Below are 16739 nucleotides of genomic sequence, written 5' to 3'. Positions count from 1 at the left end.
CCGGAGCCCGCGTGATGCGCCGGGCCTCGTCCCTACCTTTGGGGCAGGAGGGACATCCATGGCCAACCTCAAACAAGCCGCCCGCCGCATCATCGAGGAGCTTTATGGCGAGGGCCGGGTGGAGGTGCTCGACGAGCTGTGCCACCCCGGCTACGTGAGCCATGATCCGCTGGTGGGGGACGCGGACCTGGCGGGCGTGAAGGCCTACGTGCGGCTGCTGCGCGCCTGCTTCCCCAACCTGGAGGTGCGCATCCACGGCCTCTACGTGGACGGCGAGACGGCCATCACCTGGTGGAGCATGGAGGGGAATCTCGCCCGGCGGCTGCTGGACGTGGAGCCGCGGGGCCAGCGCGTCCACATGGAGGGCATGACCATCTCCGAGTTCGAGAACGGCAAGCTCGTCGAGGACTCGAGCCAGTGGGACACGTTCGGCTACCTGCAGCAGCTCGGGCTGGCGCAGCCGCTGGAGCCCAAGGCCCGCGAGCTCTACGAGCAGCAGGGTCTGGTCATCTGACGCGGGGCGCCAGGGCCGTACCCAGCGTGTGGGGGCTCGCACGGGGGGAGGAAGCGGGGCGGGGGACGCAACTCGTGCGTCTGATCCGCGATAATCCCTCAACGGATTTTCCCGAGCCTTTCCGCCGGAGCCCCCCATGAGCCTCATCGAGCGCGGCCGTAACCTCGTCAACACCGTGCGCACTGGCGCGCAGAACGCCGTCGAGAAGACGCAGCAGGTGGCGAACACGGTCACCCACAAGGTGGCCGACACCACCCAGAAGGTGGGCCAGTTCGTCGACGGCTTCGAGGACAAGGCCACCAACAAGATCCGCGAGCTGAACAACCAGCTGCTGGGCGGCTCGAAGCCGGACCGCGTGTATGACGGGCACCTGGTGGGCGCCGGGGGCCAGACGTTCCCGCCGGGCACGTCGCTGAGCGACATTCCGGGCGTCACCCCGCGCAACAACCCCAACCCCACCGAGACGTTCATCTACGTCAACGGCATCTCCAACACGAAGGACCAGCAGTTCAACAGCATGCAGGCGATCGCCGACCGGACCGGAGCCAAGGTCGTCGGCATCCACAACGCCACCGAGGGCATGGTGGCGGACCTCGCCCAGTGCGTGAAGGACAAGCTGGACAAGGGCCACAACCCGGCCGTGGACTCCATGGCGGACACCGTCTACTCGGAGCTGAAGGCGGGCCGCGGGGTGCACCTGTTCGCGCACAGCCAGGGCGCCCTGGTGACGAGCCGCGCCCTCACGGACGTGGCCAACCGGCTGCGCATCGAAGACGGGATGTCCAAGGCGGACGTGGAGAAGCTGCTGAGCAAGGTGCAGGTGGAGACCTTCGGTGGCGCCGCGGCGAACTTCCCGGACGGCCCCCAGTACGTGCACTACGTCAACAACAAGGACATCGTCCCCACGTGGTTCGGCCAGGGCAACGGCAAGGGCGCGGACGAGTGGGCGCGCGGTGGCGGCAAGGGCGCCGTCATCCACCGCTTCGAGCACGGCTCGGGCATCTCGGGCACGCACGGGCTGGGGGATGCGTACCTGCCGCAGCGGGTGGACTTCGCCAAGGCCCGCGCCGGCCAGTTCAACTGACGGAGCCACGCACCATGCTGCAGTGGATTCTGTCGGCGGTGGGGATGGCGCCGCCACCGCCCGCGAGCGGTGGCGTGATGACGCGCGAGTCGGCGCAGGAGCTGTTGCGCTGGTACGCGCGCTCGCAGGGGGCGGTGCTCAGCCCGGGCCTCAACGCCCAGGGCTTCGGCGGCCTCACCGTGGGCACGGCGCAGGTGTATTTCGAGTACCACGAGGACCGCAAGGCGCTGGAGTGCAGCGCGCTCGTCTACCGCTTCAAGGAGCCGCCGAAGCAGGGCGTGCTGGAGGGCTTCGAGGCCGAGGCGCGTGAGGGCACGGACACCGGCGGTGGCACCGTGGACTACGAGCGGGAGAACCGCGGCCTCTTCCTGAGCCGCGAGTACGGCCAGGTGCCGGACGGCAATGCCTTCGCCAAGGACATGAAGCGGCTGGCGAAGGCGAGCCTCGTGTGGGGCGACGAGGTGTTGGACCGGGTGGCCTCGCGCGTCTTCCACCCCGAGGAGCTGGAGAAGCGCTGAGTCACGCCGCGGTGCGGGTGGTGTCTCCCGAGGGGCGTGCGAGCGCCTCCACCCAGCGCTCCAGCGCGTCCAGCAGGGCGCTGCGCGCCTCGCCCTCCATGGGCAGCAGCAACCGGGCCAGCCGCTCCTGCACCACGGCGTCGGCCTGCTCCGCGGCCACACTGCCCTCGGTGGTGAGCCGCACCACCACCTGCCGCTTGTCCGCGCGCATCCCCCGGTGCCGCGTGACGAGCCCCAGCTCCTCCAACCTGTCGAGCAGGCGTGTCATGGGCGGCATGGCCATGCCCATGCGCTCGGCCAGGGCGTTGACGGTGAGGAAGCACTCGGCGCCCAGCCACCAGAGCGCCTGGAGCTGCCGGGGCTCGAGCTTCTCGTGGGGAATCTCGTCCAGCGGGTTGGCGAAGGCCCCGCGCCGGGCCATGTCGACGAAGAGATTCCTCAACCGCGCGACCACCACACGCACCTCGGATGTCAGCTCCGACATGGCTCTGTCTCCTGTCCCCTTCCGGGCTGGGAACTCGTTGGAGACCTAACGGGCGGGAACCCCGGGCATATCGGGCCTCCGGGCGGCTAGGCTGCCGGCCCCTATGCACTCCTTCTCTCTCGTGTTTCTCGTGGTGGTGGCGCTCGCGGATGGGGGCCCGGCTCCGGAGCCCCGGACGCAGGCGCCGGTGGCAGCCAAGGCTCCCGCCTCCTTGCCGGAGGCGCGCTGGAAGGGATTGCCGGGGTGGCTGGGCTTCGCCACGGTGAAGCCCGACGTGAAGACGCAGGCGTACTACTGGACGCCCATGCACCCGAAGGCCCAGGTGGTGCTCTTCACCGACGTGTGGAAGTCCGTGCCCGAGGGCACGAAGGTGCGGCTCGTCTCCACGGCCGGGCCGAGCGAGGGCACCTACCTGGGCACCTCGGACGAGCTGTACGGGTGTGAGGGGAACGTGGCCACCTTCGCCGGCTTCTCCTCCTCCACGCCGCTGCCCGAGGGCCCCGTCTGGGTGCTCCCGCCCGGTGGCACCGAGGGGCTCACCTCGCTGCCGGTGAAGGAGGTGGCGGCGAGCGCGCTGGGCACCCCGCTGCCCAAGGGCAAGACGGCGGCGAGCAAGGACGTGCGGGCCTACGAGGCTGGGGGGCTCGGCTTCCTGCTGACGAAGACGGGCAAGCTGCGCGGGCAGCTCACCGTGCTGCTCAACGGCAAGAAGGTGGGGACGGACAGCATGACCAAGGGCGACATGGCGGGCAGTGACACGTCGCCGATGAACCTCTACGACAAGGACGAGGTGGGCGTGACGCGCCCGGTGGCGGCCTTCCAGCTGGGCAAGGAGGGGCCGGGGGTGGTGGTGCTCGGCACCCGCCGCTACGAGGGGCACGTCTTCACGGTGGCCGTGCGGCGCGGCGACAAGGCCGAGCTGCTCCACCAGGACACCGAGGCCCTCTACTTCTGCGCCTTCTGATAGGGAGCGGCCATGGCGCGCTCCTTCCCGAGGCCCTCCCGCGGTACTGCCCTGGTGACCCTGCTCGTGGTGGGGCTCCTGGGCGGGCATGCGCTGCGGGCCTCACCGGGAGGGGACCTCTCGAATCATTATACGGACCACCTGCGGCACATGGCCGAGTCGCAGGCGCTCGTGGAGCGGGGCTTCGACCTCTACCGGCAGCCGTATGGCGAGGCCGCGCGTGGCCTGTTCCCCTGCCCCGAGCACGAGGGGTTGTTTCCCGACCGGACCGCCCCGTACCCGCCGCTGGGACTCCTCCTGCACTGGCCCCTGGGCGCGTTGGAGCGTGCGGGGTACCTCGCGCCCGCGACGGCGCACCGGTGGATGACGCTCCTCTGGCTCGCGGTGGGGCTGGCCGCCAGTGGCCTGGGCCTCGTGCTGCTGCGGCCGCACGGACGGTGGGCGCTCGCCGGGGGCGCGCTGCTCCTGGTGCCCGCGCTCGTGGGCTCGGGCGCGAATGGCTTCTACGATGTCGCCTTCATGCTCGCCGGCACCGGGGCGCTCCTGGCGCTGCGCGGGGAGCGGCCCGCCACCGCGGTGGTGCTGCTGGGCGTCTGCGCGGCCCTGCACTTCCGCGCGCTGGTGTTCGCTCCGGTGGGCCTCTGGGCGCTGCTCGCGGCGTGGCGCGCGGGGAAGGGCCGGGCGCTCGCGTCCGGGGCCGTGGCGGGGGTGCTCGTTCTCACCGCGGCGGCCAGCGCGGCGGCCCTCTCCGGCACGCTGGAGACCATCCCCGCCGACAGCCCCGTGCACGTCTCGCACCTGCTGCGGGGCAAGGCCTCGCCGCCCGCCTTCCTCCTGCTGGCGCTCGGTGTCTTCGGGTACCTGCTGCGCCACCGCTACCTCTGGGCGGCGCTCACCGTGCTCACGGGAGCGCTCGTGGCCCTCATGGACCGCTCGCACGGCTACTGGCACGTGCTGCCGCTCGTGGTGCCCGCCCTGGTGCTCGCGGCCGAGCGGCCCGCCTCGGCGCCCCCCGCCCCGCGCCTCTGGTGGGCGGCCTGGGGCTGGGCCCTGGTGGGCGCGCTGATTGCCTTCCGCTATCCCCTGACACCCTACTGGCAGTGGCTGGTGGATGTGATGCGGGGCCGCGTGGTGTGACTACAGGCCGCGCTGCCGGGAAGCCTCGAGCCCGGGGAAGTCGGGCGCCGCGCGCTTCAGGGCCTCCTCGAAGGGCCGCGGCTCGAGGTAGACGCGGATGAGCTCGCCGGTGCGGGAGAAGAATTTCACCACCTCGGCGGTGAAGTGCATGAACTTGCTGCGCGTGAGGAGGCTCACGCTCTTGAGCGCCGGGCGCCAGGTGCTGAACCACTCCGTCCACGCCTCCTGCACGGGCAGGTTGGCGCCGGTGATCTCATCCATCTCGACGAACAGCTCGATGGGCGCGTAGCGGCTGATGTCCTCGCGCAGCTCGTCCATGGGCGCGGTGCCGAACTCGCCCTTGTCCTGTCCCACGATGCGCATGAACACCACACCCGGGCGCGGCCGCTGGTAGGTGAAGCTGCACCGCTCGCTCGACAGCCGCACCGCGCCGCACTCCAACGTCTCTCGCCGGATTGTGCCCATACAGCCTCCTGCTTCACCGGTGGGGGTGCTCACTTCCTGGTCTCCAGCCGGGCATCGGGCGCCGCGCGCTGGAGCGCCTCCAGGAAGGGCTCCGGGTCGAGGTAGACGCGAATGAGCTCTCCGGTGCGGGAGAAGAGCTTCACCATTTCGGCGCTCACGTGCATGAACTTGCTGCGCGTGAGGACGCTCACGTTCTTCAACTCCGAGCGGTAGGTGCTGAACCACTCGGTCCACGCCTCCTGGACGGGCAGGTTGGCCCCGGTGCTCTCATCCATCTCGAAGAACAGCTCGATGGGGGCGTAGCGGCGGAGGTCCTCGCGCAGCTCATCCCGGGGCGCCTCGCCGAACTCGCCCTTGTCGTCCCCGATGAAGCGGATGAACACCACGCCCGGGCGCAGCCGCTGGTAGATGTAGGCGCACCGCTCGCTCGACAACCGCACCGAGCCGTCCTCCAGTGTCTCCCGTTTGAACGACATGGCGTCCTCCTGGCCTCAGGAGGACATAGCAACCTCCGGACCAGTCCAGAGTCCCAGGAAATTCGAGGGCTTGGGCGCGCGGGGCCTGGACACACCGGTCGAAACGAATGACTCTTCTTCCAAAATGAAAGGGTCACCCATGCGAGCCAGGGACCTGAGCATCGAGACGTTGCTGGAGGTGGATCCGCGGGAGGGCGTGCGCTTCGCGGGCGAGCGGGCACTCATCCTGGACGCGGTGGCGATGGGGATGCTGCGCAAGCAGCTGGTGGAGATGCTGGGCCTCACGGGGGCGAGGGCGGTGCTGACGCGCTTCGGCTTCGCGCACGGCTGGCGCATGGCGGAGGCGCTGCGCACCGGCTTCCAGTGGAGCAGCGACGCGGAGTGGCAGACGGCCGGAGCGCTCATCCATACCCTGCAGGGGCTGATCCGCGTCCGGCCGGAGGAGAACAATCCCCTGAAGCCCGGGGGGGCCACGGTCGAGTACTCGTACGAGGCGGAGCAGCACCTGCTGCACCTGGGGCGGGCGGAGGCGCCCTCGTGTTGGACGCAGTGCGGCTTCGCCAGCGGGTACATGAGCCGGGCGTCGGGCCGGCCTCTCTACGTGCTGGAGGATCGGTGTGTGGCGAGGGGGGATGCGGCCTGCCACTTCGCGGGCCGGACGCTGGAGGAGTGGGGGAGCCAGCTGGAGGAGCACCTGCCGTACTTCCAGGGAGAGGTGCTCGACGCCTCGCTGCACCAGGTGGCGAGTGCCCTCAAGCGCACGGAGCGCAAGCTGCGCGAGCGGGCGCGGGCGCTGGAGCAGGTGGAGGGTGAGCCGGAGGGACCGGGAGGGCTGGTGGCGCGCAGCGCGGGGATGAGGCGGGTGGTGGACCTGGTGCAGCGGGCGGCGAGGAGCGAGGCGACGGTGCTCGTCATCGGGGAGAGCGGCACGGGGAAGGAGCGCGTGGCGAGGCTGGTGCACGAGGAGTCGGCGCGAGCGGGAGGGCCGCTGGTGGCCATCAGCTGCGCGGCGCTCACCGAGTCGCTGCTGGAGGCGGAGCTGTTCGGCCATGCGCGAGGGGCCTTCACGGGGGCGACGCACGAGCGGGTGGGGCTGCTGGAGGCGGCGGCGGGCGGGACGCTCTTCCTGGACGAGATAGGGGAGATGCCGCCAGGCATGCAGGCGAAGCTGCTGCGGGCGTTGCAGGAGCGGGAGGTGAGGCGGGTGGGGGAGAACATGAACCGGCCCATCGACGTGCGGGTGGTGGCGGCGACGAACCGGCCGCTGGCCGAGGAGGTGGCGGCGGGGCGCTTCCGCAAGGACCTGTACTACCGGCTGCGCGTGGTGGAGCTGACGGTGCCGCCGCTGCGGGAGCGGCGCGAGGACATCCTGCCGCTGGCGCGGGTCTTCCTGGTGGACGCGGCGAGACAGCTGGGGCGCTCGGCGCCGGGATTGGAGGCGGAGGTAGCGGATCAGTTGCAGCGCTACGACTGGCCGGGCAACGTGCGGGAGCTGCGCAACGCGATGGAGCGGGTGGTGGCGCTCTCGCGAGGCACGCGGGTGGAGTTGGAAGACCTGCCCGAGGACGTGCGGGCGGCGCTGCCGGTACCGGCGCCGACGGGGGAAGTGCGCACGCTGGAGGAAGTGGAGCGCGAGTACATCCTGGCGGTGCTCGCGCGCAACGGAGGCAACCGGACGCGCACCGCGCAGGAGCTGGGCATCGGCGCGACCACGCTGTACCGCAAGCTCAAGAGCTACGAGCGCGAGACACGCCGCCGCAAGCGGTGAGCCTACATCCCGTCCAGCAGGCCCATGCGGTCCTTGATGCGCAGCACGCGCCGCACCGACGCGTCCAACTGCTCGGCCACCTTCGGGTCCGACTCCGCCAGCTTCGTCAGGATGCCGAAGTAGTCCAGCCCGCCCGACCAGTCCGGCGGCTCGGTGGTGAGGATGAGATCATTTCCCGCGAGGAAGGCCCGGCGCACCACCTCCTCGCGCTCGGCACCGATGCGCTCGGCGAGCGCGCGGATGGCCACGTCATCGGTGACGGAGAGCCAACCGCTCTCATGCGCCATGGCGACGAGCGCGGGCTCGAGGATGGCCGGCCCCGGTCCGAGTTTCGCGTAGACGATGTTCGACAGCATCACGCCGCCCAGGTAGCGGTCCGCGGCGCGGAACGCGGCGGCCTCCAGGCGCACGCGCTCTTCATCCCAGTCGGCGACGGCCTGCTCGTGATCCGAGTCGGCCTCGAGGTCTCCATAGCCCGGGAAGTGCTTCCCGATGGAGACGATGCCCGCCTTCGCCAGTCCGCGCGCGAAGGCGGTGGCCTTCTGCTTCACCACCTCGGGGTTCCCGGAGAACGCGCGGCCGTTGCGGAACATGTGGCCCTTGGGCGACACGTCGAACACGGGCGCGAGGTTCATGTTGAGCCCCACCTCGCGCATCGCCTTGCCGACGCGCACGCCCCACGCCTCCACCTCGGCGTCCTCCATCGAGGCCATGTCCCGCGCCAACGGGAGCTCCTTGAGCGAGGGGTGCGCCTTGAGCCGGTTGAAGCCACCGCCCTCGATGTCCGCCGCGAAGAAGGGAGGGATGCGGGCGCGCTCGCTGGACGAGCGGATGCGCTCCTTCGCGGCGTCGAGCTTGCGCAGCGTCCCTCCCACGAAGAGCACCCCGCCCACCTCCACGGGGTTCTCCTTGCCGACCTGCGGGTAGGCGAGCAGCAACTGCCCCACCTTCTCGCGTGCGGACAGGGAGTGGAGGATGCGCTCCACGCGCGCCTCATCGGGGGCGCGGGCGTGGAAACCGTGGGGCATGCTGGCCGGAGGGGCCGCTCCGGCGGTGGTGGACAGCACGAGCGTCAGGGCGATGAGCGATGAACGAAGCACGGCTCGCATGGCGGCGCAGTCTTCCATGGAGGGGACCCGCTGGCCCGAACGGATTCAATGGGGCTCGACGGCACGTCAGGCCGCGAGCACAGCGGGCGGCCGGGCACGGTTCAGGAGCCGACGATCTCGTCGTAGCCGCGGCCCCGGAACTCGAGCAGGCAGAAGCCATTGCCGAAGGGGTCGGCGAGGTTGGCCATGCGTCCCCACTTCTGCTCCTGGATGTCGCGCTCGAGCGTGGCGCCCGCGGCCCGGGCGCGCTGGACGACGGCGTCGAGGTCCGTGACGGTGAAGTCCAGGTGGACGGGGGTCCAGTGGCGGCGGTAGTCGCGGACAGACGAGGCCCCGGGGCTGGAGGGGCTCCCCGCCGGTTTGGCGAGCAGGTCGATGGGGGAGGTGGCCCCGAGCAACTCGGCCCAGTCGGAGCCCAGCCGGCGCCCCAGCTTCAACCCGAGAGTCTGGGTGTAGAACGCGATGGCCTTGTCCAGGTCCTCGACATCGATGCAGGCACGTAGCTCGATCATGGTCGTCGGTGGCTCCACACGGGGGGCGGAGTAGCCTGCCAGGACACTCTGGCCACTGGCACGGGCAATCGTTCCCTGGAGCTCCGCGCTCAGGCGTCGAGCGGCTTGCGCAGCAGGTGGATGATATTCTCCCGCGTGGCTGTCCGTTGAATCGTCTGGCCCGTGATGGCGTAGCCCCGCCGCTGCCAGAACCGGAGCCCCGCCGGGTTCTGCACCTGCACGACGAGCCGGAGCCCGGTCCCTCCCTGTCCTCGCACCCACCGCTCGAGGTCCCGGTGCACGCGCGCCCCGAGCCCCGCGTTGCGGCGGGTGGGGTCCAGCAGGAAGGTTCCGATGATCCACTCGTCCTTCACGGGCCAGTGGCGGACGATGTCGATGACTCCGCTCAGTTCGTCCACTTCCCCCACGTACAGGCCGAGGACGAACTTGTCCTCCAGCGTCTTGCCGTCGGGCAGGTGAGTCAGGAAATGCTCCGCCGCGCCAGGCCGCGGCGCCTCGTGGGTCAGCTCCAGGAAGTCGCGACAGCGCTCGAGCAGTGACTGCAGCGCCGGCGCGTCGTCCGCTCCGAGCCGCTTCACGTGTCCGTTCTCGACCGGGAACATCGGGCCCCCCCCCATCCAGGGTGATGGAGCCCTGGAGTGTACTCCGGGGGCTCCAGGTGGGGCACGGGGACGGATACCCTCACCCCGTCCCTCTCCCGGAGGGAGAGGGATTGTTGACGGAGGAGCGGCGCTCTGCGCGGGTTTCGTAAAAGTTGTCCAACAGTTGGACAACTTTGAGCGAAGCGCGCCCGGCGGGTCAGCCCCCCTGATCTGCGGCGCGCTCCTGGGGCGGCTGCGGAGCGGGGTGGGAGGCAGGCAGGAGCCCGGCGTCATCGGGCACGGGGCTGCTGCCATCCGTCGCGCGGCGAGGCGCGGTGGCGGCGGGGACCTCCAGCGGTTGCTGCGTGCCGGGGGCCTGCACCTTGGCGAGCGCCTCTCGCGCCGGGGCCGACTGCGGATGCAGGGCCACGGCGCGCTCCAGCCAGCGCAGCTGCTCCTCCTTCTTGCCGCGCTTGCCGAGCAGGCCCGCGACGCGGAGCATCTCGTCCACGTAGTCCGGGTGCAGCGAGGTATTGGCGGTGGCCATCTCCAGCGCGGGCCAGAGCGCCTCGGGGTCCTTCACCTCGTCCAGTCGCACGCGCCGCAGCTCGGCCACCTGCGCGCGTTGCCAGACCTCGTCCAGGTGCCGCGCGTCTTTCTGGAGCGTCTCGCTGAAGCGCAGCGGTGCGGGGCAGGGCACCTGCTCGCAGGCGGCGAGGTAGTCGGTGAAGAAGGCGAGCGGGCCGCGCGCGGGGTACTCGCGCAGTTTCTCGGGCCCCAGCGCCTTCTCCAGCGTCCAGGCCATGTGCGCCCCCACGCGGATGAGCAGCGAGCCCTCGCGCGGCTGGTGGGCGTCGCGCACGCGCTGCAGCGCGGCTTGCGGATCCTGCGCGATGCTGGCGCGGTCGAGCAGCGTGGACATCCGGGTGAAGGCCTCGGAGAGGTCTCCCGGCTCGGGGTGCGTGCCGGGGCCGCGGGTGGCCCACTGGTGGTAGGAGAGCCCGTAGGTGAAGAGGCGGGCGAGCCCCTCGTGCACCACGGCGTCCACCGGGTCCACCAGGTGCGCGTCGCGGCGGACGAGTCCGTCCTCCAGCAGCGTCTCGAGGATGCGGGTGGAGATGCGCCGCTGCCGCTTCGCCTCGCCCTCCAGGTTGCTGGCGATCGCGATGACGACGTCCTCGGCGGGAAGCATCACCAGCAGCGAGGTGGTCTCCGGCTGGCCTCCGGCGTGCGCCACCATGTAGTGGCCGCGCAGCGGGTAGGTGGCGAAGCCCATGCCGTAGTCGGTGAGCTGGCCCTCGCGGGTGCTCATGGGGGCCTGCATCATCCGTGCTGTTTCAGCGGGCACCAGCTTGTGCTGGAGGATGGCCTGACCGAAGGCGAGCAGGTCCTCCACGGAGGCGCGGGTGCCTCCGCCGGCGAAGCGGCTGGAGACATCCAGGAAGTGCGAGGGGACGAGCTGTCCCTTGTGCGGGCGGTATCCCACGGCGTGGTGCTTGTCGCGGGTGCGCTGGTCATCCAGCGCGGCGTGGCGCATGCCGGCGGGGCCGAAGACGTGGGACTTCAGGTAGCGGCCGTAACCCTGGCCCGAGGACTTCTCCACGGCGGCACCGAGCAGGTTGTAGCCCCAGGTGGTGTAGACGAACTTCGTGCCGGGCTCGGCGGCCAGCGGCTTGTCGGCGAAGAGCGCGAGGGCACCCGCGGTGTCGAGGGGCTGGGTGTTCTCCGCGGCCTCGGGCCCGTCGTAGTGGGGCACGCCGCCGAGGTGGCCGAGCAACTGGCGCACGGTGAAGGGCCACGGCTTCTCGGGGTACTCGGGCACCCAGGAGCGCACGTCCGTGTCGAGCTGGAGCTTGCCCTCCTGGACGAGCTGCATCACGGCCACGGCGGTGAAGGACTTGGTGATGGACGCCATCCGGTACGTCGTCCGGGGCGTGGCGGGCAGCTTGTGGGCGAGGTCCCGCATTCCATAGCCCTGCACCCAGCGCATGCCGCCGTGGAGCACGCCCACCGAGAGCCCGGCGTAGGGGCCCTTGGCGAGCTCGGCGCGCACGAGCGCCTCCAGCGCGCGCTGCACCTCGGCGGGGAAGGGCTTGTCCTTCTGCCGGGCCGCGGCGGAGGGGCGGGAGCGGGCCGGGGCCGGGAGCGGCGCGGTGAGGCAGAGGACGAGCAGCGCGGCGAGGAGCGCTCTCACCGCGTCTCCTCGGAGGCCTGGAGCGGCGGCGCGAGCGCGGCCTGGCGGCGGGGGTCTCCCGCGTCCACCCAGGAGCGCAGCAGCGCATCGGTGATGAGCTGGCCGAGGATGTCCAGCCCGTGGCCGCGCGGGTGGACGAGGTCCTCGTGGACGAGCCCGGCCTGGACGAAGCGGGCCAGCGAGCCGGAGCCGCCCATGGCCGAGAAGATGTCGAAGAAGGCGCAGCCCTCGGTGAGGGCGATCTGCCGCTCGATGGAGATGACCTCGTCGAGGTAGGGCCGCTGGACGAGCTTGTTGGCGCCGTTGCCACCGCGCACGGCGTCGATGGGACCCACCACCAGGCAGGCACTGCCGGGAGCGGCGGCGCGCGAGCGGCGGACGAAGGTGCGCAGACCCTCCTCCACCTCGGCGAGCTTGGAGCGGCCCCACTCGAGGCGCTTGGCCTCGTTGCCGCCGAGGATGAAGAGGAGCAGGCGGGGAGAGCGCTCGGCGAGCTGGGTGCGGAAGATGTCCTCGCGGGCGCGCAGGAAGAGGTTGGCGTCGGCGGAGGGCACCCCGAGGGTGTCGAGCACGATGCCGGGACGCTGGTGCTGCAGCACGACGCCGAGCACCACGGCGCCGCGGCCCTCGGCGACGACCTCGAGGTGGCGGGCGCCCTCGGGGATGTCGAAGGAGAGGGCCTGGGCCTGGCCGGAGCCCTGGGGCTCGGCGCGGGCGAGCTCCTTGCCATCGGCGTGCACGGAGAGCTGGCCGGCGCGGGGCACGTCGAGCCACCACAGGGTGCCATGCGGCTCATTGTCGAGCGCGAAGCGGCTGCTGGCCCTGGCGGTGGTGGAGCGGTGGTAGATGCCGGTGATGCCGAAGGGCAGCTCGGCGAGCTTGAGCTCGCCCAGGGTGCGAGGCTCCCAACCGCCGCGAGCGAAGCCGGCGCGGACGCGGGGCCCGTAGGGGCCGAGCCGGTCCATGGCGAGCACGCCGCGCCCGCCATCGCCGAAGGTGGCGCCGAGTTCCTCGCGGATGACGTCCACGATGCGGTCACCGGCGATCAGCGAATTGCCGAACGCGGAGATGACGGCGGGGGAGGAGGCCTCGCGGGAGGAGAGGGCGTCGAGGGACTCGAAGAAGGGGGTGAGCGCGGTGCGCGAGCAGGTGGCGCCGGAGGGGGCGACACAGGGGTCCTCCAGGTGGGGCTCGTGGACGCCGAGCTTCTTGCCGAGCTGATACAGCTTGAGGGCGCGGGGCGAGGGAGGGGGCAGCGCGCGGCTGACGGCCGGAGCGGCGGCGGAAGGCGCGGGAGCGGCCTGCGCGGCGGGAGCGGCCTGGGCGAGCCGGAGCGGCTTGTCGGGAGATGCGGCCGGACGCGGGGCCCGCGGAGCACGGGACTGCCGGTGCGCCTGGGGTTCCCCGGGAGCTGGCCAGGACGCCCAGAGGAGGGCACCGAGGAGGAAGGGAACGAGGAGGACGACCGCCCACCGCCTGCCGCGAGAAGCTTGGAACATGCGGCGCGGAACTCTAGACGAAAGACTCCAACCGAGACAGGAACCGGCCGCGAAGCCGAGGCACGTAGCAGCCTGTCGCTCGCCCGCTCACCTGCTCTCCAGCATCAAGGAAGCGCCTTGTCCTCACGCCGCAACACTTCACCCTCCACCACGGTGGTGCCATCGGGAGACACGGGGTGGCCGAGGACGGCGACGAGCTTGCGGTGGGCCTCTTCCAGGCGGCGGTGCAGCGTGTTGAAGGTCTGCTGGGCCGTGCTGGGCATGTCCTCGGTATAGGTGAAGTACCAGCGCAGCGCGTCGAGGCACTCGTAGAAGTGGTCCACGACGGACTGCTCGCGCACGGGCAGGTGGACGAGCTCGTGGAAGGTGGCCGTGGAGTAGCGGGTGGCGATGGTGCTGAGCATGGGCTCGCGGCTGCGCAGGCGGGAGAAGAGGACGAACATCTCGCCCCGGCGTGACTCGAGCCGCCGCATGATGTTGGCGGCGTCGAGGGCGAGCAGGTTGCGGACGCGGGCGGTGGCCTCATCGGACTGTTTGCGGCGAGCCATGGCGGCAGGAGCCTACCGCTGTTCCACATCCGCCACACGTCTCGCTCCCAGCGGGTCTCCACTGCCCTCCAGGCAACGCCCCATGCGCCCGGCCCACGGTTGCGGTTGAACGGGGGCGCCTGGGGCGCGGAAAACGGGCGCATGGCCCAGACGACCCGTGCGCCGCCGAACGATCCCTCGTACGACCTGCTGCACCAGCAGGGCCGTCATCCGCTCGATGCCCTCTTCAATCCGCACAGCGTGGCGGTGGTGGGCGCGAGCGAGCGGCAGGGGAGCGTGGGGCGCACCATCCTCTGGAACCTCATCAGCAACCCCTTCGGGGGCACCGTCTACCCCATCAATCCCAACCGGAAGAACGTACTGGGCATCCGCGCCTGGCCCTCGCTCGAGGCGCTGCCCGAGCCGGTGGACCTGGCCGTCCTCGTGACTCCCGCCAGCACGGTGCCCGGGGTGATGCGCGAGTGCGCGAAGACGGGCGTGCGAGGCGTCATCATCATCTCCGCGGGCTTCAAGGAGGTGGGCCCCGAGGGCGTGAAGCTGGAGCTGGAGGTGCTGCACATCGCCCGGGAGGCGGGCATCCGCATCATCGGCCCCAACTGCCTGGGGGTGATGCGGCCCACCACGGGGCTCAACGCCACTTTCGCGGGAGACATGGCGCGTCCGGGCAACGTGGCCTTCGTGAGCCAGAGCGGCGCGCTGCTCACGGCCATCCTCGACTGGAGCCTGCGCGAGGCGGTGGGCTTCAGCGCCTTTGTGTCCATGGGCTCGATGCTGGACGTGGGGTGGGGCGACGTCATCGACTACCTCGGTAACGACCCACGCACGCGCAGCATCCTCATCTACATGGAGTCCATTGGGGACGCGCGGGCCTTCCTGTCGGCGGCGCGCGAGGTGGCGCTGCACAAGCCCATCATCGTCATCAAGGCGGGGAGGACGGCGCAGGCGGCGGCTGCGGCGGCCTCGCACACGGGCACGCTGGTGGGCAGCGACGAGGTGCTGAGCGCGGCCTTCCGGCGCACGGGCGTGCTGCGCGTGGACTCCATCGCGGACCTCTTCTACATGGCCGAGGTGCTCGCCCGGCAGCCGCGTCCCGTCGGGCGGCGGCTCGCCATCCTCACCAACGCGGGAGGTCCGGGCGTGCTGGCCACGGACGCGCTGGTAATGGGCGGGGGCGAGCTGGCGAAGCTCTCGGAGAAGACGGTGACGGCGCTCAACGGCCTGCTGCCCCCGGCGTGGAGCCATGGCAACCCGGTGGACATCCTGGGCGACGCGGACCCCGCGCGCTACGAGAAGGCGCTGCAGGTGGCGGGCGCGGACGAGAACAGCGATGGCCTGCTCGTCATCCTCACGCCGCAGGACATGACCGAGCCCACGCAGACGGCGGACCGGTTGCGGCCCTACGCGAAGCTGGGCAAGCCCGTCATCGCCAGCTGGATGGGAGGCTCGGAGGTGGCGGCGGGTGAGCGCATCCTCAACGACGCGGGGATTCCGACGTTCGGCTATCCGGACACGGCGGCGCGCATCTTCAATTACATGTGGCGCTACAGCTACAACCTGGCGGGCCTGTACGAGACGCCGGTGCTGGCGGAGGAGCCCCCGGGCCGGGATGAGGCGGAGCGGCTCATCCACGAGGCGCGCGCCGCGGGCCGCACGCTGCTGACGGAGTACGAGTCCAAGCGGCTGCTGGAGGCGTACGGCATTCCCACGGTGGAGACGCGGCGGGCCACGACGGTGGACGAGGCGGTGCGCGAGGCGGAGTCGCTGGGCTACCCGGTGGTGCTCAAGCTGCACTCGCACCAGGTGACGCACAAGTCGGACGTGGGCGGGGTGAAGCTGAACCTGGGGACGGCGCAGGAGGTGCGCGAGGCCTTCGCGGCCATCCGCGGCAGGCTGGAGGCGCTGGGGAAGGCGGACGGGTTCGACGGGGTGACGGTGCAGCCCATGGTGAAGCTGGAGGGCTACGAGCTCATCGTGGGGAGCACCCTGGATGCGCAGTTCGGGCCGGTGCTGCTGTTCGGCGCGGGCGGGACGCTGGTGGAGGTGTTCAAGGACCGGGCGCTGGCGCTGCCGCCGCTGAACACGACGCTGGCGGGGCGGCTGATGGAGCAGACGCGCATCCACGAGGCGTTGAAGGGCGTGCGCGGGCGCGAGCCGGTGGACCTGGGAGCGCTGCGCAAGCTGCTGGTGCGCTTCAGCCAGTTGGTGGTGGAGCAGCGCTTCATCCAGGAGGTGGACATCAACCCGCTGCTGGCGTCGGCGCAGCGGCTGGTGGCGCTGGACGCGCGCGTGGTGTTGCACGGCCCGGAGGTGAAGGAGGAGGAGCTGCCGCGGCTCGCCATCCTCCCGTACCCGGTGAAGTACGTGGGGCGGTGGAAGATGAAGGATGGGCAGGACGTGGTCATCCGTCCCATCCGTCCCGAGGACGAGCCGAGGATGGTGGAGTTCCACAAGACGCTCTCGGAGCAGACGGTGTTCCTGCGGTACGCGGGGATGATGAAGCTGGACCAGCGCGTGGCGCACGGGCGGCTGGCGCGCATCTGCTTCAACGACTACGCGCGGGAGCTGGCGCTGGTGGTGGAGCGGGGGAACGGGGGCGAGCTGCTCGCGGTGGGGCGCCTGACGCGCTTGCCGGGAACTCAGGACGCCGAGTTCGCCATGCTCATCAGTGACGCGGTGCAGCGGCAGGGGCTGGGCTCGGAGCTGCTGCGCCGGCTGGTGGACGTGGGACGCGACTGGGGGCTGAAGCGGATTGTCGCGGACATCCTCTCGGGCAACGGGGCGATGCAGCGCATCTGCCGCAAGCTTGGTTTCCAAATCATCCCGTCCGGCACCGTGGGCGACAATGTGGTGAAGGCGGTGAAGGTCCTCTGAGGCGGGGAGCACCTG

At 71.0% G+C, this 16739-nt stretch carries 16 protein-coding genes; 7 read left to right on the top strand and 9 right to left on the bottom strand.

What is annotated here, in order from left to right; all coding sequences use genetic code 11:
- Positions 1-58 precede the first annotated feature (58 nt).
- The 3 genes from NR798_RS45585 (at position 59) to NR798_RS45575 (ending at position 2116) form a co-directional block, all read left to right on the top strand.
- Entirely contained in the window at positions 59-514 is a 456-nt protein-coding gene (locus tag NR798_RS45585; protein ID WP_375768914.1) for an ester cyclase, read from the top strand.
- 136 nt (positions 515-650) lie between these two features.
- The gene (locus tag NR798_RS45580; protein ID WP_375768913.1) at positions 651-1598 is read left to right on the top strand and encodes a hypothetical protein; all 948 of its coding nucleotides are present in this window, start codon (positions 651-653) and stop codon (positions 1596-1598) included.
- Positions 1599-1675: 77 nt separating this feature from the next.
- Positions 1676-2116 (top strand): type III secretion system chaperone, encoded by a 441-nt coding sequence (locus NR798_RS45575; RefSeq protein ID WP_375773924.1) that lies wholly within the window; start codon positions 1676-1678, stop codon positions 2114-2116.
- A gap of 1 nt (position 2117) precedes the next feature.
- On the opposite strand, the gene NR798_RS45570 is transcribed toward NR798_RS45575, so the two are convergent.
- On the bottom strand, positions 2118-2600 hold the full coding sequence (locus tag NR798_RS45570) for a MarR family winged helix-turn-helix transcriptional regulator (protein WP_375768912.1): 483 nt from the start codon (positions 2598-2600) through the stop codon (positions 2118-2120).
- Positions 2601-2703: 103 nt separating this feature from the next.
- Here NR798_RS45570 and NR798_RS45565 point away from each other — a divergent pair, with 103 nt between their 5' ends.
- Both NR798_RS45565 and NR798_RS45560 read left to right on the top strand, forming a co-directional pair.
- Positions 2704-3564, top strand: coding sequence for a hypothetical protein (locus tag NR798_RS45565; RefSeq protein WP_375768911.1), 861 nt, complete (start codon positions 2704-2706; stop codon positions 3562-3564).
- Positions 3565-3576: 12 nt separating this feature from the next.
- Complete coding sequence (locus NR798_RS45560; RefSeq protein WP_375768910.1) at positions 3577-4701, top strand: hypothetical protein; 1125 nt, start codon at positions 3577-3579, stop codon at positions 4699-4701.
- On the opposite strand, the gene NR798_RS45555 is transcribed toward NR798_RS45560, so the two are convergent.
- Positions 4702-5166 carry a hypothetical protein gene (locus NR798_RS45555; RefSeq protein ID WP_375768909.1) on the bottom strand — a complete coding sequence of 155 codons (465 nt, stop codon included), beginning with the start codon at positions 5164-5166 and terminating at the stop codon, positions 4702-4704.
- A gap of 29 nt (positions 5167-5195) precedes the next feature.
- Positions 5196-5642, bottom strand: coding sequence for a hypothetical protein (locus tag NR798_RS45550; RefSeq protein ID WP_375768908.1), 447 nt, complete (start codon positions 5640-5642; stop codon positions 5196-5198).
- Positions 5643-5781: 139 nt separating this feature from the next.
- Here NR798_RS45550 and NR798_RS45545 point away from each other — a divergent pair, with 139 nt between their 5' ends.
- Positions 5782-7410: a sigma 54-interacting transcriptional regulator gene (locus tag NR798_RS45545; protein ID WP_375768907.1), complete on the top strand. Its 1629-nt coding sequence runs from the start codon at positions 5782-5784 to the stop codon at positions 7408-7410.
- 2 nt (positions 7411-7412) lie between these two features.
- Here NR798_RS45545 and NR798_RS45540 read toward each other — a convergent pair whose 3' ends face one another.
- The 6 genes from NR798_RS45540 to NR798_RS45515 all read right to left on the bottom strand — a co-directional run bounded on the left by NR798_RS45540 (position 7413) and on the right by NR798_RS45515 (position 13853).
- Positions 7413-8519, bottom strand: a complete 1107-nt coding sequence (locus NR798_RS45540) for a glycoside hydrolase family 3 N-terminal domain-containing protein (protein WP_375768906.1) — start codon at positions 8517-8519, stop codon at positions 7413-7415.
- Between the two features lie 101 nt (positions 8520-8620).
- Positions 8621-9031, bottom strand: coding sequence for a VOC family protein (locus tag NR798_RS45535; RefSeq protein WP_375768905.1), 411 nt, complete (start codon positions 9029-9031; stop codon positions 8621-8623).
- Between the two features lie 89 nt (positions 9032-9120).
- The gene (locus NR798_RS45530; protein WP_375768904.1) at positions 9121-9633 is read right to left on the bottom strand and encodes a GNAT family N-acetyltransferase; all 513 of its coding nucleotides are present in this window, start codon (positions 9631-9633) and stop codon (positions 9121-9123) included.
- A 196-nt stretch (positions 9634-9829) separates the two neighbouring features.
- Positions 9830-11806 carry a serine hydrolase gene (locus tag NR798_RS45525; RefSeq protein ID WP_375768903.1) on the bottom strand — a complete coding sequence of 659 codons (1977 nt, stop codon included), beginning with the start codon at positions 11804-11806 and terminating at the stop codon, positions 9830-9832.
- Positions 11803-13305 carry a GDSL-type esterase/lipase family protein gene (locus NR798_RS45520; protein ID WP_375768902.1) on the bottom strand — a complete coding sequence of 501 codons (1503 nt, stop codon included), beginning with the start codon at positions 13303-13305 and terminating at the stop codon, positions 11803-11805. The genes NR798_RS45525 and NR798_RS45520 overlap by 4 nt, the downstream gene beginning before the upstream one ends.
- Before the next feature lie 104 nt (positions 13306-13409).
- Complete coding sequence (locus NR798_RS45515) at positions 13410-13853, bottom strand: hypothetical protein (protein ID WP_375768901.1); 444 nt, start codon at positions 13851-13853, stop codon at positions 13410-13412.
- Between the two features lie 141 nt (positions 13854-13994).
- Here NR798_RS45515 and NR798_RS45510 point away from each other — a divergent pair, with 141 nt between their 5' ends.
- Positions 13995-16724, top strand: a complete 2730-nt coding sequence (locus NR798_RS45510; RefSeq protein ID WP_375768900.1) for a bifunctional acetate--CoA ligase family protein/GNAT family N-acetyltransferase — start codon at positions 13995-13997, stop codon at positions 16722-16724.
- The last annotated feature ends 15 nt before the right edge of the window (positions 16725-16739 follow it).

Origin of the sequence: Archangium gephyra (assembly GCF_042230915.1) — a bacterium.
Classification (GTDB): Bacteria; Myxococcota; Myxococcia; order Myxococcales; family Myxococcaceae; genus Archangium; species Archangium gephyra_B.
This window is presented reverse-complemented; position numbering and strand designations above follow the sequence as displayed.

What these genes read in the sequence shown, in the direction of transcription:
- NR798_RS45585 (WP_375768914.1), top strand. Translation starts at nt 59, where the DNA reads ATGGCCAACCTCAAACAAGCCGCCCGCCGCATCATCGAGGAGCTTTAT.
- NR798_RS45580 (WP_375768913.1), top strand. Translation starts at nt 651, where the DNA reads ATGAGCCTCATCGAGCGCGGCCGTAACCTCGTCAACACCGTGCGCACT.
- NR798_RS45575 (WP_375773924.1), top strand. Translation starts at nt 1,676, where the DNA reads ATGACGCGCGAGTCGGCGCAGGAGCTGTTGCGCTGGTACGCGCGCTCG.
- NR798_RS45570 (WP_375768912.1), bottom strand. Translation starts at nt 2,600, where the DNA reads ATGTCGGAGCTGACATCCGAGGTGCGTGTGGTGGTCGCGCGGTTGAGG.
- NR798_RS45565 (WP_375768911.1), top strand. Translation starts at nt 2,704, where the DNA reads ATGCACTCCTTCTCTCTCGTGTTTCTCGTGGTGGTGGCGCTCGCGGAT.
- NR798_RS45560 (WP_375768910.1), top strand. Translation starts at nt 3,577, where the DNA reads ATGGCGCGCTCCTTCCCGAGGCCCTCCCGCGGTACTGCCCTGGTGACC.
- NR798_RS45555 (WP_375768909.1), bottom strand. Translation starts at nt 5,166, where the DNA reads ATGGGCACAATCCGGCGAGAGACGTTGGAGTGCGGCGCGGTGCGGCTG.
- NR798_RS45550 (WP_375768908.1), bottom strand. Translation starts at nt 5,642, where the DNA reads ATGTCGTTCAAACGGGAGACACTGGAGGACGGCTCGGTGCGGTTGTCG.
- NR798_RS45545 (WP_375768907.1), top strand. Translation starts at nt 5,782, where the DNA reads ATGCGAGCCAGGGACCTGAGCATCGAGACGTTGCTGGAGGTGGATCCG.
- NR798_RS45540 (WP_375768906.1), bottom strand. Translation starts at nt 8,519, where the DNA reads ATGCGAGCCGTGCTTCGTTCATCGCTCATCGCCCTGACGCTCGTGCTG.
- NR798_RS45535 (WP_375768905.1), bottom strand. Translation starts at nt 9,031, where the DNA reads ATGATCGAGCTACGTGCCTGCATCGATGTCGAGGACCTGGACAAGGCC.
- NR798_RS45530 (WP_375768904.1), bottom strand. Translation starts at nt 9,633, where the DNA reads ATGTTCCCGGTCGAGAACGGACACGTGAAGCGGCTCGGAGCGGACGAC.
- NR798_RS45520 (WP_375768902.1), bottom strand. Translation starts at nt 13,305, where the DNA reads ATGTTCCAAGCTTCTCGCGGCAGGCGGTGGGCGGTCGTCCTCCTCGTT.
- NR798_RS45515 (WP_375768901.1), bottom strand. Translation starts at nt 13,853, where the DNA reads ATGGCTCGCCGCAAACAGTCCGATGAGGCCACCGCCCGCGTCCGCAAC.
- NR798_RS45510 (WP_375768900.1), top strand. Translation starts at nt 13,995, where the DNA reads ATGGCCCAGACGACCCGTGCGCCGCCGAACGATCCCTCGTACGACCTG.